This window comes from Parabacteroides chinchillae (assembly GCF_900108035.1).
In the GTDB taxonomy this organism is placed as follows: Bacteria; Bacteroidota; Bacteroidia; order Bacteroidales; family Tannerellaceae; genus Parabacteroides; species Parabacteroides chinchillae.
This window is the reverse complement of the sequence record NZ_FNVS01000006.1, coordinates 92,303-111,665: the sequence shown is the minus strand read 5'-3', so window position 1 is coordinate 111,665 and position 19,363 is coordinate 92,303. Positions and strand designations below refer to the sequence as shown.

General features: G+C 43.6%; 15 protein-coding genes. 4 read left to right on the top strand and 11 right to left on the bottom strand.

Going from position 1 to position 19,363, the window contains the following annotated elements; all coding sequences use genetic code 11:
* Positions 1-127: 127 nt before the first annotated feature.
* Together C4S38_RS06200 and C4S38_RS06195 are read left to right on the top strand one after the other, a co-directional pair.
* Complete coding sequence (locus C4S38_RS06200) at positions 128-1,498, top strand: sigma-54-dependent transcriptional regulator (protein ID WP_099463283.1); 1,371 nt, start codon at positions 128-130, stop codon at positions 1,496-1,498.
* Positions 1,499-1,511: 13 nt separating this feature from the next.
* The gene (locus tag C4S38_RS06195; RefSeq protein WP_103982995.1) at positions 1,512-2,813 is read left to right on the top strand and encodes a sensor histidine kinase; all 1,302 of its coding nucleotides are present in this window, start codon (positions 1,512-1,514) and stop codon (positions 2,811-2,813) included.
* A gap of 14 nt (positions 2,814-2,827) precedes the next feature.
* Here the strand turns inward: C4S38_RS06195 and rmuC are convergent, their stop codons facing one another.
* Positions 2,828-4,090 (bottom strand): DNA recombination protein RmuC, encoded by a 1,263-nt coding sequence (rmuC, locus tag C4S38_RS06190; RefSeq protein ID WP_103982994.1) that lies wholly within the window; start codon positions 4,088-4,090, stop codon positions 2,828-2,830.
* Between the two features lie 161 nt (positions 4,091-4,251).
* On the opposite strand from rmuC, the gene tpx reads away from it, so the two are divergent.
* On the top strand, positions 4,252-4,752 hold the full coding sequence (gene tpx / locus C4S38_RS06185) for a thiol peroxidase (RefSeq protein ID WP_103982993.1): 501 nt from the start codon (positions 4,252-4,254) through the stop codon (positions 4,750-4,752).
* 270 nt (positions 4,753-5,022) lie between these two features.
* Here tpx and C4S38_RS06180 read toward each other — a convergent pair whose 3' ends face one another.
* From C4S38_RS06180 to C4S38_RS06140, 10 genes are all read right to left on the bottom strand, one after another.
* Positions 5,023-6,726, bottom strand: a complete 1,704-nt coding sequence (locus tag C4S38_RS06180; RefSeq protein WP_103982992.1) for an acyl-CoA dehydrogenase family protein — start codon at positions 6,724-6,726, stop codon at positions 5,023-5,025.
* Positions 6,727-6,729: 3 nt separating this feature from the next.
* A complete protein-coding gene (locus tag C4S38_RS06175) occupies positions 6,730-7,749 on the bottom strand; it encodes an electron transfer flavoprotein subunit alpha/FixB family protein (RefSeq protein ID WP_103982991.1) in 1,020 nt (339 codons plus the stop codon).
* A gap of 4 nt (positions 7,750-7,753) precedes the next feature.
* Complete coding sequence (locus tag C4S38_RS06170) at positions 7,754-8,647, bottom strand: electron transfer flavoprotein subunit beta/FixA family protein (protein ID WP_103983062.1); 894 nt, start codon at positions 8,645-8,647, stop codon at positions 7,754-7,756.
* Positions 8,648-9,138: 491 nt separating this feature from the next.
* A complete protein-coding gene (locus C4S38_RS06165; RefSeq protein WP_103982990.1) occupies positions 9,139-10,527 on the bottom strand; it encodes an MFS transporter in 1,389 nt (462 codons plus the stop codon).
* A 23-nt stretch (positions 10,528-10,550) separates the two neighbouring features.
* Positions 10,551-11,660, bottom strand: coding sequence for a glycoside hydrolase family 10 protein (locus C4S38_RS06160; RefSeq protein ID WP_103982989.1), 1,110 nt, complete (start codon positions 11,658-11,660; stop codon positions 10,551-10,553).
* Positions 11,661-11,857: 197 nt separating this feature from the next.
* Complete coding sequence (locus tag C4S38_RS15800) at positions 11,858-12,031, bottom strand: DUF6722 family protein (protein ID WP_160034650.1); 174 nt, start codon at positions 12,029-12,031, stop codon at positions 11,858-11,860.
* A 24-nt stretch (positions 12,032-12,055) separates the two neighbouring features.
* Positions 12,056-14,908 (bottom strand): aminomethyl-transferring glycine dehydrogenase, encoded by a 2,853-nt coding sequence (gene gcvP / locus C4S38_RS06155; RefSeq protein ID WP_103982988.1) that lies wholly within the window; start codon positions 14,906-14,908, stop codon positions 12,056-12,058.
* Between the two features lie 11 nt (positions 14,909-14,919).
* Entirely contained in the window at positions 14,920-15,558 is a 639-nt protein-coding gene (locus C4S38_RS06150) for an MBL fold metallo-hydrolase (RefSeq protein WP_103982987.1), read from the bottom strand.
* Positions 15,555-16,223 (bottom strand): 16S rRNA (guanine(527)-N(7))-methyltransferase RsmG, encoded by a 669-nt coding sequence (gene rsmG, locus C4S38_RS06145; protein WP_103983061.1) that lies wholly within the window; start codon positions 16,221-16,223, stop codon positions 15,555-15,557. Before rsmG ends, C4S38_RS06150 begins: the two co-directional genes overlap by 4 nt.
* Positions 16,224-16,251: 28 nt before the next feature.
* Complete coding sequence (locus tag C4S38_RS06140; protein WP_103982986.1) at positions 16,252-17,106, bottom strand: DUF3298 and DUF4163 domain-containing protein; 855 nt, start codon at positions 17,104-17,106, stop codon at positions 16,252-16,254.
* 113 nt (positions 17,107-17,219) lie between these two features.
* On the opposite strand from C4S38_RS06140, the gene C4S38_RS06135 reads away from it, so the two are divergent.
* On the top strand, positions 17,220-19,238 hold the full coding sequence (locus tag C4S38_RS06135; protein ID WP_103982985.1) for a beta-L-arabinofuranosidase domain-containing protein: 2,019 nt from the start codon (positions 17,220-17,222) through the stop codon (positions 19,236-19,238).
* Positions 19,239-19,363: the final 125 nt, after the last annotated feature.

The following is a 19,363-nucleotide window of genomic DNA, read 5'->3' as shown; positions in this document are numbered from 1 at the left end:
GTCGGGAATATTAGAAGTTAAAGTAGTCAAGTAGTTAAGAATAGAGAAAGAAGTATTCTACTTAATTACTAAGCTAAGCGATATTAAATAATTAAAATTACCTTTGTAATCAAATACAGAAGAGTTTATGATATTGATTATAGATGATGACGCCGTGGTACGTTCCTCGCTGACTTTTTTGTTGAAACGTGCAGGTTACGAGACGGAAGCTGTGCCGGGTCCAAAAGAGGCTTTGGCGATTGTGCGTGCAACAGCTCCCCGGCTTATACTGATGGATATGAATTTTACCATGACTACGACAGGCGAGGAGGGCATACAACTCTTGAAGCAAGTAAAAATTTTCCGCCCCGATGTACCTGTAATATTGATGACGGCTTGGGGATCAATTTCACTGGCCGTACAGGGAATGCAGGCTGGGGCATTCGATTTTATTACGAAGCCGTGGAACAACCTGGTGCTTCTGAAATCTATTAATACGGCTTTGGAACTTTGCGAACAGAAAACGGAGAAGAAGGAGCCTCTTAACCGTACGGATGCTGATAATAAATTTCATTTTGATAAGATTATAGGACAAAGCACTGCCTTGATGGATGTGCTGGGAACAGTTTCACGTATAGCTCCTACCAATGCATCGGTATTGATTACCGGGGAAAGCGGTACAGGTAAAGAGCTGATAGCGGAAGCGATTCATGCCAATAGTCCGCGTGCTAAGGAAGCATTTGTGAAAGTGAACTTGGGAGGTCTTTCGCAAAGCCTTTTTGAAAGTGAAATGTTCGGGCATAAGAAAGGGGCTTTTACAGATGCCTATATTGACCGCACCGGACGTTTTGAGATGGCTAACAAAGGTACGATATTTCTTGATGAAATAGGTGATCTGGAGTTGTCTTGCCAGGTAAAGTTGCTTCGTGTGTTGCAAGACCAGACATTTGAAGTATTGGGCGATAGCCGTCCCCGGAAAGTCGATATCCGCGTAGTAAGCGCCACTAATTGCAGTCTTCCCGAAATGGTGGCGGCACGTACATTCAGAGAAGATCTGTTTTACCGTATAAATTTGATTACTGTTCATCTGCCTGCCTTACGTGAGCGCAGAGAAGATATACCTTTGCTAGCCCGTTATTTCGCAGACAGACAATCGGAGATGAATGGTCTGGCTAATGTGCGGTTTTCTTCGGAAGCTTTGACTTATTTACAACGTTTGCCCTATCCGGGTAATATCCGGGAACTGAAAAATCTGGTTGAACGTACTATGCTGGTGTCGGGTAAATCTGTTATAGATGTGTCCGATTTTGAAGGACAATGTCATAATGTTATGGAAACAAAGCGCTCTATCCCTACTTCTTTTGAAGGTCTTACCCTGGATGAATTGGAAAAGCAAACTATACTTCAGGCACTGGAAACGCATAATGGCAATCTTTCTCATGTGGCAACTGCTTTGGGTATTAGCAGGGCGGCTTTGTATCGCCGGTTGGAAAAATATGATATTCCTGTCGATAAATAGTTGAGATTATAGGATGAGAGTAAAAGGACTATTTTGGGTATTTACTGTTTTATTGCTGATTATATTGGCAATACTGACCTATTTTGTCTTTTTCTCATATTCCAAACCGATGTTTTTCTTCGTAGAAGGCTTGGTTGTCCTTACTGTTGTATACATGCTCGTTTTCTATCGTCGTATTATCAGGCCGTTGCACACGATAGGAAACGGTATGGAATTATTGAAGGAGCAGGACTTTAGTTCACGGTTGAGCCGTGTAGGGCAGACAGAAGCCGATCGTGTAGTAGATGTTTTCAACAAGATGATGGAACAATTAAAGAATGAACGGCTGCATCTTCGCGAACAAAACCATTTTCTGGATTTATTGATCAATGCCTCGCCTATGGGCGTTGTCATATTAAACTTGGATCGCGAAGTTTTGTCCGTTAATCCGGCTGCATGTAAGATATTTGGAGCATACACATCATTGGAGCTGGTTGGAAAAAAGTTGTCGGAAATAGATACCCCATTGGCTTCGGAGCTATTGCAAATTCCGTTGTATGATTCCCAAACTGTTCGGCTGAATGATGCTAATATTTATAAATGTACTCATTCTTCGTTTGTAGACAGAGGCTTTCATCATCCGTTCTATCTGGTGGAAACACTTACACAGGAAGTGTTTAAGGCCGAAAAGAAAGCGTATGAGAAGGTGATTCGTATGATAGCTCATGAAGTGAATAATACCACTGCAGGTATTACCTCTACATTGGATACGTTGCAGTCTGCCATTGACGGAATGGATAATATGTCTGAAGTCGGCGATGTGTTGCAGGTTTCCATGGATCGTTGTTATAGTATGAGCCGGTTTATAACCAATTTTGCGGACGTTGTGCGTATACCGGAGCCGCAGTTACAGCCGGTACAGTTAAATGAAGTAGTTAGTTATTGCAAGCGTTTTATGGAAATGATCTGCCAGAATCGTAATATACGGATCAGGATGGAGTTATCGGAAGTATCTCCGGTTGCCGATTTAGACCCTTCCCTTTTTGAACAGGTATTAGTAAATATCATAAAAAATGCTGCCGAATCTATAGAACAAGATGGTGAAATCTATATCACTACATCCGGCTCTCCGGTTTGCCTGGAAATAGCCGACACCGGTAAAGGTATCGACAAAGAGACGGAAACGAAACTGTTCAGTCCATTCTTTTCTACTAAACCTAACGGGCAGGGTATCGGCCTTATTTTTATTCGTGAGGTACTTTTAAAGCATAATTGTACATTCTCTTTGCGGACATATTCCGATGGACTCACAAGGTTTAAGATTTTGTTCGGATAACACAGGTTATCGATTTATAGCTCTTCTTCTTCGGGTAATATACCAATTTCGGGCAAAATAGCACGGGCTTCCCGATCGTTTAGTGTGTCAACATCTTTTAATTTACGCTGGATAGCACGGGTACGCTTACCCAATACTTCTTCTATTTGTCCACTGGCTGTCTGGAGGTTCTTTTGTGCTTTTTCAAGCATGCCGCCTACTTTTTCAAATTCTTTTTTTACCGCCCCTAAAATAGTCCAAACTTCTCCGGAATGCTTTTGTATGGCTAATGTACGGAATCCTATTTGGAGGCTGTTTAATATGGCGGCAAGTGTGGTGGGACCAGTAACTACGACTTTGTAGTCCCTTTGCAATTCTTCTAATAACGCCGAACGGCGAACCACTTCTGCATATATGCCTTCAAATGGAAGGAACATTATGCCGAAATCTGTAGTAGCCGGAGGGGCAAGGTATTTATCTGAAATATCTTTAGCCATTTTCTTTATGGTTGTTTCCAATAATTTGCCTGCCGTATCGATTGCCTGCGTATCGGAACTGTCGTATGCATTGAGAAGTTGCTCGTAAATATCTTTTGGAAATTTGGCATCTATCGGTAGGTAAACAAATTCGCGCACATCATCTCTGCCCGGTAATTTAACTGCGAATTCAACAACAGCGTCAGACCCCTTGCGCGTTCGTACATTCGCTTCGTATTGCTCAGGTGCCAGAATTTGTTCCAGTAACATACTTAATTGTATTTCTCCTATATTCCCCCGGGTCTTTACGTTACTTAATACGCGTTTTAGTCCGCCTACATCTTGTGCCAGTGTCTGCATTTCTCCCAATCCTTTCTGAACATTTTCCAACTGTTCGGTTACAAGACGAAATGATTGGCCGATGCGGTCGTTTAGTGTTTTTTGTAGTTTTTCATCTACGGTGATACGGATTTCTTCCAATCTTTTTTCCGTATTATCTACTAGTTGACGCTGCCGTTCGTCGAGAGCTGAGAATTTTTCTCGTTGAAGGTTGTTGAACGAGGCAATACCTCGTTCAAAGGTTTCCCTGAATTCGTTCACGGAACGGGCAAGTTCTTCCCGGTTGTCTCGCGAAACCAGCCGGCTTTCTTCCCTGTTTAGCCTGAAGTCTTCCCTGAAGTTCTTTTCTATACGTTCAAATGAGCGTTGCATTTCGTTAAGCAGCTTTTCCAATTCTTCGTTTTTTTCTTTTAACTGCTTCGGTCGCAGAAGTATTTGAATGACTATAATTACTAATATTCCACAGATGATTAACCAATCCATTTTTATTTAATTTAGAGCTCAAAGATAAAAAAAACTATAATAAGAAAGGTTGATTAAAATAAGTTAAACGGTGAAACAAAAGCTAATTTCTATTGTTTCGTATAAACAAAGCTGCTTATCTTTGTAAGCAGTTTTAGGAGTGATCATAAAACTACATAAAAATGGCAAAAGTAACGTTAAAAGGTAATGAGGTCCATACAAATGGAACATTACCGGTTGTCGGAGCAGAGGCTCCGGACTTTAAAGGTGTGAAGAGTGATTTAACGGAATTATCGTTAAGCGACCTTAAAGGAAAGAAGATTGTAATAAACATATTTCCGAGTTTAGATACTGCGGTATGTGCTACTTCTGTAAGGAAGTTCAATAAAGAAGCCGCATCTCTTCCCAACACTATGGTTTTGGCAGTTTCGAAAGATTTACCATTTGCGCAAGGACGTTTCTGTACTACGGAAGGCATTGATAAGGTTATACCGTTATCTATGTTCCGTTGTTCTTGTTTTGAAGATAAGTACGGGATGCTTCTTATTGATGGCCCGCTAAAAGGTTTATTAGCCCGTGGCGTGGTTGTTGTAGACGAAGCTGGTAAGGTTGTATATACGGAATTGGTTTCTGAAATTACAACTGAGCCGAATTATGAAGCGGCAATAGCTGCTTTGAAATAAAAATTGATTATTGTTTTTCATTGGTTAAAGTTAAGGGTTAGTGTAGGAGACCGTCGGATGTGAATCCTGCGGTCTTCGTTTTTTTATGTAAGAATAGCCTCAATCAAATTTTCTTTAATACGGATGCTGAGGGAAAAAAGGATGGCGACTAAATTAATTGGGGTAGGTATGTAAATGTAAAAAGGTAGGCATGTTGTAAAAGAAAAGTCTTTGCCAGTAGTCAATTATGACTCCGGCAAAGACTTTTTATAAGATGATATCTGGTGGCTATTACTGTTTGTAATATCCCAGATCTTCGCGGTCGAATTTGCTGATGTAAGAAACGATTTTGTCTACTTCTGCTTGTCCGTAGTTGATATAGACTTCGGCAGAGCGACGGAAGCTTTCGTTCTGGTTTGCATCCTGAAGCAACAGGTATCCGAATATACAATGGGCTGCAGCTTCTACCATCCGGCGAGCCTGGAAGTCGATATACTCGTTGTCTTTGGTATTGATAACCATTGCAACGATCTTTTCGTACTTTTCGGTCATGGCCTGCAGTTTATTCTTCAGGTCTCCTAATTCCGGCTTGTAGTTGATTGCTTCGTATTCGCGGATCTGGGCCAGATAAGTTCCGGTTGTCACGTGGCGGATAGCGGCAACTACCTGCAACTGGGTTGTTCCTTCGTAAATATTCGTAATACGTGCATCACGATATAAACGTTCGCAGGCATAATCTTTCATGAAGCCCGAACCACCGTGTATCTGGATTGCATCATATGCGTTCTGATTGGCATATTCGGTAGTCATACCTTTTCCCATCGGTGTGAAAGCATCTGCCAGCTTTGAATACTTTTTCTGTTCCTGACGTTCTTCGGGGGTAAGCTTGCGTTCTTTCGAGATGTCATCCAATGCTTTGTAAACATCTACAAAACGGGCTGTTTCGTAAAGCATGGCACGTGAAGCATCTGCCTTGGCACGCATCAATGCAACCATTTCGTATACGGCTGGAAATTCGATAATAGCTTTGCCGAACTGTTTGCGTTCTGTTGCGTATGCATAGCCTTCGCGGTAAGCCGCTTCACTTAGTCCTACAGCCTGAGCCATAATACCTAAACGGGCACCGTTCATAAGGGCCATTACATATTTGATAAGGCCTAACTTGCGATCTCCACAAAGTTCTGCTTTAGCGTTCTTGAATACCAACTCACAGGTAGGCGAACCTTTAATACCCATTTTGTTCTCGATACGGCGAACGTTTACACCGCCATTGCGCTTGTCATAAATAAACATTGACAAACCGCGGCCGTCTTTTGTCCCTTCTTCCGAGCGGGCAAGAACCAGGTGAATATCTGCATCACCGTTTGTGATGAAACGTTTTACACCGTTCAGATACCAGTAACCATCCTTTTCATTGTAAGTAGCCTTCAACATTACGGATTGAAGGTCTGAACCTGCATCCGGTTCGGTTAAGTCCATAGACATTGTCTCGCCGGCACATACGCGTGGGATGAAACGCTGGCGCTGGTCTTCGTTACCGAACTCATATAATGTTTCGGCACAGTCCTGCAATCCCCACAGGTTTTCAAAGCCTGCATCGGCACGTGAGACCAGATCGGCTGCCATAATGTAAGGAACGATCGGGAAGTTCAACCCGTTATAACGACGTGGCATTGCAATACCCATCAGTCCTGCTTTGCGGACAGCGTTCAGGTTTTCTTGCGTGCCTTTTGCATATGTAACCCGTCCGTCTGCAACACTGGGGCCTTCATGGTCTACTGCTTCAGCATTGGGTGCAATGATCTCACCGCATATTTCGCCTACGATTTCCAGTACTTTTTCGTAGCTGTCCATTGCATCTTCAAAATCCTGTGGAGCATAATCGAATTGATCTTTGTCGGCATAACCGCGTTCCTTCAGTTCAACGATGCGCTTCATCAACGGATGATGAAGATGATGCTTCATGCTTGGATTATCTAAATAAAAATTAGCCATAATTTACTTCGTGTTTTGCTTGTAATACTTAATCATCTTCGGAAGCACTTCTTCTACAGTACCGTTGATAACGTAATCTGCGATTGTGTTGATAGGAGCGTTTTCGTCGTTGTTGATAGAGATGATGATACCTGCATCCTGCATACCTGCAATGTGCTGGATCTGTCCGGAAATACCGCATGCTATATATAGCTTGGGACGAACCGTAAGACCGGTTTGCCCGATCTGGCGGTCATGGTCGCAAAAGCCTGCATCTACAGCAGCACGGCTTGCGCCTACTTCTGCATGAAGTTCTTTTGCCAGGTCAAACAGCAGGTCGAAGTTTTCTTTTGAACCAACGCCATAACCTCCGGCTACAACAATGGGAGCGCCTTTCAGGTTATGCTTGGCTTTTTCTACATGACGGTCTATTACTTTTACTACGTAGTCAGTTTCCTGTACATATTTGGCAACGTCATGCTTTTCTACTTTACCTTTATAATGTGTATCTAGAATTTCTTTCTTCATTACACCTTCGCGGACAGTAGCCATTTGTGGGCGATGTTCCGGGTTGATAATCGTAGCAACTATATTGCCACCGAAAGCCGGACGTATCTGGTATAACAGGTTCTCGTATGTAATACCTGCCTTTTTATCTTCGTGGTTACCTATTTCCAGTGAAGTACAGTCGGCTGTCAGACCGCTTGTTAAGGCTGAAGAAACGCGGGGTCCCAGGTCGCGGCCGATAACGGTTGCCCCCATCAGGCAAATCTGCGGTTTTTCTTCTTTGAAGAGGTTTATCAGTATGGAAGAGTGGGGAAGTGATGTGTAGGGGAACAATCCCGGTGCATCAAATATGTGCAGTTTATCTACACCGTAAGGCAATACTTGTTTTTCCACACCGTCCAGTCCTTTTCCAGCAACGATAGCTTCGAGCTGGCAGTTTAATTGGTTTGCTAACTTCCTGCCTTTGGTCAGAAGTTCGAGGCTTACGTCGGCAACTGTAGTGCCTTCAAGCTCGCAATATACAAATACATTGTTCATAATCTTATCCAATCGTGTGGTTAGCCAACAGTTCAACAATCATATCTTCAATATCTCTGTCCGAGCTGCTCAGCGTTTTGCTTTCCTTTGCCTGGAATACGATGTTTTCAATCGTTTTCACTTTCGTAGGGGAGCCTGACAGGCCGCATTGTGCAACATCGCCTTCCACATCGGCAACACTCCATTCTGTGATGTTCAGATATGGATATTTTTCGTAGAGGTCGGCATACGGGATGTATTCTGTTGCCAGGTTGATGGCTGCTTTTTCCTGTGCGCCTAATGCACGTTTATATTTTTGTACCAGTTTTGCATTGCGCGGACGGCAAGGTGCTGCCGATCCGTTAACTGTGATTACGATAGGCAGTGGACCTTCTGCAGTTTCCACGCCTCCGTCTATATGACGTTTTACAGTGATACGGCGTGCTTTTTGGTCTACATTCAGAATTTCTTCAGCATATGTAATTTGTGTCACTCCTAACTTTTCGGCCACTTGCGGACCTACTTGTGCCGTATCGCCGTCGATAGCCTGGCGGCCGCCGATGATGATATCATAATCTTTGATTTTCTTTATAGCCGTAGCCAATGCATACGAAGTAGCCAATGTGTCTGCCCCGGCAAAGGCACGGTCGGTTAACAAATAGCCGCCGTCTGCTCCGCGGTACAAACCTTCGCGGATTACTTCTGCAGCTCGTCCCGGGCCCATGGTTAACAGCGTCACTGTAGTCCCGGGGTGAGCATCTTTCAGGCGCAATGCCTGTTCCAATGCATTCAGGTCTTCCGGGTTAAAGATAGCCGGAAGGGCAGCGCGGTTTACTGTTCCGTCAGCCTTCATAGCATCCTTCCCCACGTTGCGTGTGTCCGGAACCTGTTTCGCCAATACAATAATTTTTAAACTCATATTTGTTGAAATATTAGATTTTCCAAGAGGAAATATATTATTCTTTCTTTTATAAGTCGCTGAATAGCGGCTTGCAAAATTAATCAAACATTCTTTAACTCAAAGTATTTTCCCCTGAAAAGTGCACACTTAAGGGCGTTTTGAGCATGATGTTTGCCTGTTTTGGAATGTTCGTATTATTTTATTGAAATGATTTAAATTGTTTGATTCGGTGTTTAGCACAAATCTTTATACGAATAACTAAAAAAATCATCCCGATGTTTTTTTGAAATTATCGGGATGATTTTTTCAAATGTTCCCGATGACTTTAGGAACAGATATCTTTTAAAAATTCTTCCAGTACCGCTATCGGTTTTGAGGCCTGGATGTTTGAGGGAAATAATATTAAGATTTTCTTTTTGTTGTTTCTGTCTATACAGGTTTTGTTTAAGGGCTTTAACCGAATTAAAATGGGATTTGAACAAAACTGTTATAAAGAAAATCCTAAATTTTTATATAGTTGCTTTTTTCGCATCTAACCGCTTCACCACTTGTCCGTACACGATCAATGCAATGGCCGATACCAGAGCAATGGCTCCGAAGTAGTACCAGATGTAATGCGCATGTGCACTGGCGGCTTGCCATTCGGCATGTGTGCTGAAAAGGGCTGGTTCAGGGCAATATTTGCTCAACAGGAAGCCTGACAGGCCGAATCCGAAAATAGACGACAGGAACGAATGCAGGTGGCTGAATCCGAGATAAAGCCCTTCTTCCCCTTTAGGAGCCTGCAGGGAGAAATATTCCAGAAAGCGGGGTGAGATAAACGTTTCGGCCAATCCCTGAAATACAATTCCTATTACCATCATAAAGGCTACCGGGTGCATGCCCAGGATGGTGGTGTTTCCTTCCAGCATATTTCCGTATGCCATGCACAAGGCAGATACAGGCATGATGAACATGCCGACGGTCATGGAAGTGAGTGCCGTTTTCTTTCGCATCATTTGCGTCACGAGGTTTACGGTGAGGACTACCACTAGTGGATTCACATTGGCGTACCAGGATGGCGATGCTCCTTCGCCTGCCAGACGGAGGACGTACTTCGGCATTGTGGCATATAGCTGGTGTTGTACCATCCAGAAACCTGTAATGATGAGGATCAGTATCAGGAGCCGGCCGTTGCTGCATACTTTTATCAGGGCATTCCATATTTGACGGAACGTTTTTCCTTCGCCGGAGTGCTGGCTGCTTTTGTAGAAGAACCAGATGGCGAGCAAGGCAAGAAATGTCATGCTTGCCGAAAAGTAGTTTAGTGTGATAAGCCCTTCGTTACCTAGTGCTTCACGTAAGGGCTTTACGATGGTTTTGCCTGAAAAGGCGCCAATATTCACCATTGCATAGAAGATGGAGAAACCTTTGGCGCGGGTTTCGGTGGTGGTCTCCTTCGCTACAGTTCCGGAGATAACGCTTTTGATGAAAGCGCCTCCGCATACGATCAGTGCCATGATGGGGATGATTCCGTAGCTGAAGTTGCTTTCCGGCAATCCAGTAAAGGTAGTGGTGGTTCCGTATTCTACCAGACCGGCGGATTGAAGCCAGGTAGGATAGAGAGCTAGTCCCAGATAGCCGCAAGTGAGGAGGGTGAAGGCCAGCAGCATGGAGTTGCGGAAGCCTATTTTGTCGGCAAGTGCCCCGGCAAAGGTGGGGAGCAGGTAAAGGCAGGCTGAGAATATGCCGGCGATACTGGCTGCCTGAATGTCGTTGAACCCGAGGATACGGCTCAGGTAAAGGGTTATTACAATAAAAACGCCGTAGTAGGCGGCGCGTTCAAACAGTTCTACGGTATTGGCTACCCAGAATGCTTTGCTGAATTTGATTTTCTCTTTCTTTGTTGTTGTATTCATGTGATAATTGTTATTTTTTCCATCTATTTCTTTGTGTAGTTCTGATGGATGGCCTTGTCGAGCGCTTTCCAGTGTTCGTCCGTCATGCTGTTGGGCGTAAAGAGGGTGATTCCTGCAGCACCGTTTTCCATCGAGCCGCGTACGGCTTCTTCTATTTCGGAGGGCAGCAGGCCGTGTCCTTCGGGGTCTTTGATGTTGGCTTTGTTTTGCCAGTCATGGCAGATAAACAGGCCACTGTATACCGGGAATTTACCGCCAACCGTTTCTACCTCTTCCTTTACGATGGGAGCGAGCCAGGAAGCGGGTTCCAGATAAAAATCATTATAGTTCATCGGGAATACGGCATCCAGATTCCATTTGTCCCATTCCTGGCGAACCATCCATTTGGCATGTGAGTCCGGGCCGGGGAATACGGCCGCACTCAGTTTCTTGCCTTTGGCATGAACGGCGTCGGATATTTTGTTTACCAGGTTGGTGATTACATCGCAACGGAACTGTGCCCATTCCGGACATTTCGACGGATCTTCTACAGTCAGGATATCGATGCCGGTGGCTGCTTTGAAATCGGCTACGCATTTAGGGCAGTAGCAGTAGTCGGCCGTAGGATACTCTTCGTTCATTACCAGTCCGTATTTATCCCACAAGCCTTTGGCTAGGATCACGTCTACATAGCGGATATAGTCGAGGTGTATATAATCTACTTCCGGAATGTCGGCCACGTTGCTGTATTCCTGAACAATGTAATTAATCACACTGTCATTGTTCGGACACATGAATTTGTAATAAGGAACATAGGCCTGTACGTTGTAAGCCGATTCCCCTTTGCGGTTTATGGCATACCATGACGAATCGGCGTTGCCATTCAGCATAGTGGGGATCCATGCGTGATACTCCATGCCGTTAGCTTTTGCTATTTTGGCGGCGCGTTGTATCTTCTCAAGGTTATAGCCTACGTTGTAGCACATGCCGTCTACTCCGTGCGCATGCCACTTGCTAAAGTCTTCCTGAATGGTTTGTTCGGTTGCGTCTTGTCCTTCGCCTTGCCAGGCGTAGACTTTTACCGTTTTCTCCGGTGCTTTGCTGCAGCAGGCTGTCATAGCCAGGGCTGCCAGAGCGAAAAGAAGTGTTTTCATTTTAGATATGATTTGTTGTTTATAAAAAAGGCTATCTAAAATATAAATATCCAGATAGCCTTTGGTACTACATGTTACTTTTTAATTCTCTTTCATCCATTTTTTACCTTCTGGAGTAATAGCGAAAATATATGCGCCTATTGCTATTGCGCATAAAAAAGACATCATGATAATTGCTCCTATTTTATCCTCCTTTCTTATCTGTCTTTAATATAATATAGGCCGACTGAGAAACATAAAGCTACAGTGACTAGACCAACTACGTACATGATCCATTTGTCATCAAACTCTCCTAAAAAAGAAGAGATCAATACGGCGGTAGCTACATACTTCGTTACGTCCATCAGCCATTTGCCTATTTCCTTTCTCATTTGTTGCAAATATAATGTTATAAATTAGATTTCGCAAGAGCAGATCGTCGGAATCAGGTTGCGGTCGCCGTAAGCATTATCCACGCGGGCAACGTTGATCCAGAATTTGCCATCATGCAGCCATTCCAGAGGGAATGCAGCTTTGCTACGTGGGTATTCGTGCTTCCATTCGTCGGCAGCTACTTCATATTCGGGATGCGGTGCATTCTTTAGTACGTTGTCTTCTTTTGAGGCTTTCCCTTCTTCTACTTCCTTGATCTCTTCCCAAATACATTCCATAACTTCGGCAAAACGATCCAGTTCGGCTTTGCTTTCGCTTTCGGTCGGTTCTATCATCAATGTGCCGTGTACGGGGAATGAGAGAGTGGGTGCGTGGTAGCCAAAGTCCATCAAACGTTTGGCTATGTCGCCTTCGTCGATACCTGAACGCTCTTTCACTGTGCGGCATTCCAGAATCAGCTCGTGGCCTACGCGTCCGGTTGCTCCTGTGTAAACAATGCCGTAGGTGTCTTTGAATTTTGAAGCCAGATAATTGGCATTCAGGATGGCCGTTTTCGTAATTGTTGTCAAACCTTCTGTTCCCAACATGCGGATGTAACCGTATGTGATCGGCAGGATTCCTGCACTACCATATGGAGCGGCAGAAACAGTGTTCAGATCGCTTCCCCAAAGGACAGGGTGCTGAGGTAAGAACGGTATCAGATGTTCTGCAACGCATATCGGACCGACGCCCGGACCACCCCCGCCATGAGGAGATGAGAATGTTTTATGAAGGTTCAGGTGGCAAACGTCTGCGCCGATAGTTCCCGGATTTGTCAAACCTACCTGCGCGTTCATATTTGCACCATCCATATATAGCTGTCCGCCACAAGCATGTACAATGTCGCACATCTCTTTGATATCTGTTTCAAAAATACCGTGGGTAGACGGATAAGTGATCATACTGGCAGCCAGATTATCTTTATTTTCTTCTGCTTTGGCACGAAAATCTTCCAGATCGATGTTTCCGTTCTCATCGCATTTTACTGTTACGGTTGAGAATCCGCATTGAACAGCGCTGGCCGGATTGGTTCCGTGTGCCGATGCCGGCAAAAGTACGATGTTACGATGTCCTTGCCCTATACTTTCCTGATAAGCACGGATTACGCGCAAACCGGTATATTCTCCGGCTGCTCCTGAGTTGGGTTGCAAAGTAACTCCTTTAAGTCCTGTTATTTCTGCCAGATAAGAGCTCAGGTTTTCTATCAGTTCTTTGTAACCTTCAACCTGTTCTTCCGGAGCATAAGGGTGAATATTCATAAATTCGGCACGGCTTAGCGGCAGCATGGTTGATGCCGGATTCAGCTTCATCGTACACGAACCTAGTGAAATCATTGAATGTGCCAATGATACATCCTTACGTCCCAGACGGGTGATATAACGCATTAGTTCCGTTTCTGTATGGTACTTCTTGAATACATCCTGTTGCAGGAATTCGGAAGTACGTGCGAACTTATCGTCAAAGTAGCGTTTTGCAGGAACAGATTCATTCAACATATAGTCTTTGCCTGCTGCGCCAGAGAAGATATACAACAGAACGCCTATATCGGTAGGCTGGGTTGTTTCGTCAACACTGATACCAACTTGTCCGCCTTCGAAGTAACGCAGGTTTACTTTGCATTCCAATGCAATTTCGCGAAGAACATTGATTGAAACGTTGGCAGGAAGTTCGATCATCAATGTATCGAAATAATTTTTGTTTAATTGCTTATATCCTAATTTTTCTAACTCTCCGGCAAGGAATCCTGCGGAAGAGTGGATGCGGTTGGCTATGTTTTTCAGGCCTTCGGCTCCATGGTAAACGGCATAGAATCCGGCCATTGTTGCAAGTAAAGCCTGAGCGGTGCAAATATTGGAGGTTGCTTTTTCGCGTTTGATATGTTGTTCGCGGGTCTGCAAAGCCAAGCGGTAGGCAGGGTGTCCGTATGCATCTTTAGAGATACCGATGATACGTCCGGGGATAGTACGTTTGTACTCCTCTTTCGTAGCAAAATAAGCTGCCGACGGACCTCCGTAAAACATAGGGATACCGAAGCGCTGGGTGGTACCGAATACTGCATCAGCACCCCATTCTCCCGGAGGAGTGAGTAATACAAGACTCATCAGGTCGGCAGCAACGCCCACTTTGGTATCGTTAGCATTGGCACGGGCAACAAATTCTTTGTAGTCTTCTATAGAGCCATTTGCATTCGGGTATTGTACGATGGCACCGAACACGTCGGGAGTTAGTTCGAATTTCTTATAATCACCTACGACAACTTTGATGCCTTGTGGTATCATGCGTGTATGGATCACTGCCAGAGTGGACGCAAATACACACTCGTCAACAAACACTGTGTTGGCTTCCGCTTTTACTTGTGCGCGGCTGCGGGCGCCATGGAACATGGTTACGGCTTCGGCTGCTGCCGTAGCTTCGTCAAGCAATGAACAGTTGGTCAGAGGTAAACCTGTTAATTCGCTGACAACTGTCTGGAAATTTATTAGAGCTTCCAGTCGTCCCTGAGAGACTTCTGCTTGATAAGGAGTATAAGATGTATACCAAACCGGATTCTCGAATACATTACGTTGGATAGGAGCGGGACAAATAGTATCGTACCATCCCATTCCGATATAAGATGTGAATACTTCGTTCTTGGATGCCAATTCGGCAATATGCTCGGCATATTCCCGTTCGGTCATTGGTTCGGGAAGGTTCAGGGGGGCTTTAAGACGGATGTTGGCCGGAATTGTCTGGTCGATCAATTCGTCAAGCGAGTTTACACCAATAGCCTGCAGCATAGATGGAACGTCTTCCGTAGAAATGCCTACATGGCGGTTTACAAATTTGTTCGTGTCCATAATATTTGATCTTATAAATAAGGATTATTTAATTTCTCGTTGATAATGGTTGTCTCCGTACCGTGACCCGGATAAACAACTGTTTCATCCGGCAATGTTAACAGCTTGTTTTTTATGGCTGCAATCAGTACATCCTGATTGCCACCCCAGAGATCTGTCCGTCCTATACTTCCCGAAAACAAGGCATCGCCTACAATAACAAAACCGTTTTTGGAGTTATAGAAACATACACTTCCCGGAGAGTGCCCGGGTACTGTAATTACCTGTAATTCGGATTTGCCGAATTTAATAATTTCTCCTCCTACCAGGTATTTTTCTACAGGAACATCTTGTATGCCGGCAGGTAATCCGAACTGTTTTGCTTGTTCTTCGGAAGAGGGCAGGCCTTCTACGTCTGCTTTATGGGCTTCTGGCTTGAGGCCGTATGTTTTATATACAAATATATTGCCGAATATATGGTCTAAGTGTAAATGTGTGCACAGGTAACGTTTAATTGTCAGTCCGTTTTGAGCAACAAAATCACTTATTTCTTTTTCTTCGTTTCGGCGTATGCATCCGCAATCAATGAGGACTGCTTCTTTTGTCTCATCATACAAAAGGTATGTGTTTTCTGAGAAGTAATTTACTTCAAATGCTTTTATTGAAATCATAGAGGGATATATACTACTTTTTTAGTTTCAAAAAATTCTTCTTTAAAATGAGCTTTCAAATCAATTGTAACTGCCTGATTGCGGAAAGGTAAAACCTCATGTTGCAGTTCGCCGCCTTTAAGGCAAATAAGTCCGTTAGGCAATGCGTTCATTTGTTCTTTCCGTATGTTTTTACGTACAATCTTAGCAAGGTCAGCCAGCGGCATTACGGCACGGCTTACTACGAAATCGAAAAGCTGCTTTTCTTCCTCTCCCCGGCAATGACGAAAGGTTACGTTTGTAAGCCCGATGCTTTCGGCAACAGCTTGTCCTACTTTTATTTTTTTACCGATACTGTCCACCAGGTGGAATTGTACTTCCGGGAAAAAAATCGCTAACGGAATCCCGGGAAAACCTCCGCCGGTGCCTAGGTCCATCACCGACGAACCATTCTTGAAATGGAGCATCTTGGTAATTCCCAGCGAATGCAGTACGTGGTGGAGATATAAATTGTCAATATCTTTCCTTGATATGACATTTATTTTAGAATTCCAGTCTGCGTATAAATCAAAAAGAGCTACAATTTGTTCTTTTTGATTTATGGTTAGTGACGGGAAATAAGTACTGATAGCTGATAATTGATAACTGATAATTGATAATTTGTCATCCGGTTGATTTTGCTCCATCTCCATTTTGTTTGTAAGTTTTCGACTATTAATTTTCAATTAATCCGGCAATAGGACTTTCCTTCTTGAGTAGATGTTTTATTTCGTCAAAAGGAAGGTGTACATTGATTGTTCCTACAACATAAGCGGCGATTTCATATTCATTGAATGTGTAAGTGATGCCGGTCGAGTCGATCAGGAAATTACCGTTGGGGAAGATTTCTTCGATACTGAAAAATCCTGCATTTTCTAATTCCTTGGGGTTTTCGGCATTGTTCTGTTTGGTAATTTTGTCTACAATAATTTGGCTTAAATTGTCCTGGAAATTTTCAACAAATATATCTTCTTCTGTGACGGGCTCGCCTGTCTTCAGGTTTAACACATGATTCATGTGCGAATGTGATCCATGAGCGCCGCCCGTATAGCTTTCCATGTTAACGGTGTAGCTTATTATGTCGTTTTCGTTATAAACAATATCATTGGATGCCATTTCGTAATAAGAGAACCAGGAAGCGACAGGTTGGTTTTTGTCTTTTTCCAATTCCTGTTTAAAATCAGTTTCCAGATCTTTGTATGCACTTAAGTAATCTTGCGTATAACGTTCGATTGCTTCTTGCGGGGTTGCATTTTCATACGTGTCACCGAAACACGAAAGAACAAATTGCTTTTGTATTTTTTGAAGTATTTCTTTGTTTGAATATTTTACGGGGAAAGTAAAACTGATTTGCAGGTTGCAATTCGGGTTATCAGGATTTTCCAGTAAATGATAGGTTCTGTCTACACTGATGGAATCGAACTGGATATTGTTTTCTGCAGTTTTTCTAGTTCCGGGCTTACAGCCGGTTATCATAAAACTCAGGAAAAGAAGTACACACAGGCTATTAATATATGATTGCGCTTTCATAGGATAACAGATTTAATATTGCGATGCAAATGTACGTCATTTATTTTATAGTTTGCCGAAACAAATGTATTTTTACCCCGTTTTTAATAATCAATTTAATTCTCAAAGAGACCATGAAGAAGACATTAGTGTTTATGTCCGTTGCTTTGTCTGCCTGCTCCATTCCTGACAGTACTACTGTGGAAGTTATGGACAGATTGGCGACAACTACTCAGAACGAGTTCTATGTGAGTAATAAGGCTCCTTTACAACCTCAACAGTTTATTAAATTACCGGTAGGTAGTATTGAACCGGAAGGATGGCTCCTGAAACAGCTCGAATTACAAAAAGATGGCTTGAACGGACATTTGGGGGAAATCAGTGCCTGGCTGCAAAAAGGCGATAATGCCTGGTTGACAAACGGAGGGCAGTGGGGATGGGAGGAAGTTCCCTACTGGTTGCGTGGTTACAGCAATCTTTCTTATATTATGAAGGATGAAGCAATGCTGAAAGAAACAAAGTTCTGGATTGAAGGTATACTGAAAAGCCAGCGGGCAGACGGTAATTTTGGTCCGGTTCATCAGAATGATGGCAAACAGGATTTTTGGCCGAATATGATCGTTCTGTGGATTGTGCAATCATATTATGAATATTCCGGTGATCAACGGATTATTGATTTTATGTCCAACTATTGTAATTATTTGCTGACTGTTCCGGACGAAGATTTTCTGTATAGTTACTGGGAGAACAGCCGTGGCGGGGATAATCTGTGGAGTGTAGTATGGCTTTATAACCGTACCGGAGACAAAAAACTGTTGGCTCTGGCAGAAAAGTTACATAAAAATACAGCCGACTGGACTAAATCCACCGAGTTGCCCAACTGGCATAATGTGAATATTGCCCAGTGTTTCCGCGAACCTGCAACTTACTTCTTGTTTAATAAAGATTCGGCTATGTTGGAGGCTAGTTATAATGTGCAGAGTTTGATACGCCGGGCTTTCGGCCAGGTGCCGGGGGGTATGTTCGGAGCAGACGAGAATGCGCGGACAGGTTTCTTTGACCCTAGACAAGGAACGGAGACTTGCGGTTTTGTAGAACAGATGGCTTCAGATGAAATTATGCTTCTGATTACCGGCGATCCGTATTGGGCTGAAAACTGTGAAGATGTTGCATTCAACAGTTATCCTGCTTCTATGATGCCCGATTATAAATCATTGCGTTATATAACCTGCCCTAATCATGTGATAAGCGATTCCAAAAACCATCATCCGGGTATTGATAACCGTGGCCCGTTCCTGGCTATGAATCCGTTCAGTAGCCGTTGTTGCCAACATAATCACGGTTTTGGCTGGCCTTATTATACAGAGCATTTGGTTCTGGCTACTCCTGATAATGGTATTGCTGCCGTACTTTATAATGCATGCCATGCCAAAATAAAAGTGGGTGACGGAACGGAAATTACCCTGCATGAACAAACTAATTATCCGTTTGAGGAAACCGTCCGTTTCTCAATAGAAACACCGGAGGCGGTAACATTTCCTCTTTATTTGCGTATTCCGTCCTGGTGTAAAAATGCTTCCGTTTTGGTGAATGGTAAACCTGTAAATGCCGGCTTGAGTGCAGGAAAGTATATCCGGATCAATCGTGAATGGAATGCAAACGATGAAGTAATACTGAATATCCCGATGGATTATTCCGTTCGTAACTGGCAGGTTAATAAAAATAGTGTCAGTGTGAATTACGGCCCGCTTACATTGTCATTGAAGATAGACGAAGATTATAAAAAACTGGATAGCCGTGCTACGGCAATAGGCGACTCCAGATGGCAGGAAGGGGCAGATGCAGAGGCTTGGCCTACTTATGAGATTTATCCGGGAAGTAACTGGAATTATGCGCTCTTAACGAACTCGCCGATCACGTTGCTACGTAAAGATTGGCCGGAAGACGGTAATCCGTTTACTTTTGATAAAGTACCTATGGAATTTAAAGCTAAAGGACGTCTTGTACCCGGATGGAAGGTAGACGAATATGGCCTTTGTGGTGTTTTGCCTTATGAAAATGCGAAAAAGTCTGATACGGTTGACGATATAACCCTTATCCCTATGGGAGCGGCACGCCTTAGAATAACTTCATTTCCTACGTCGGAAAAGTAATCTTGGTATCTGCTACGATAACTTTGAATTTAACGAGTTAATATTAGGTTGAAAATTGAGAAATCCGGTCTGTAAAGCCTCTGTAGGCCTACGGAGGTATCACCGGAGCTCCGGCAATGGTTTTG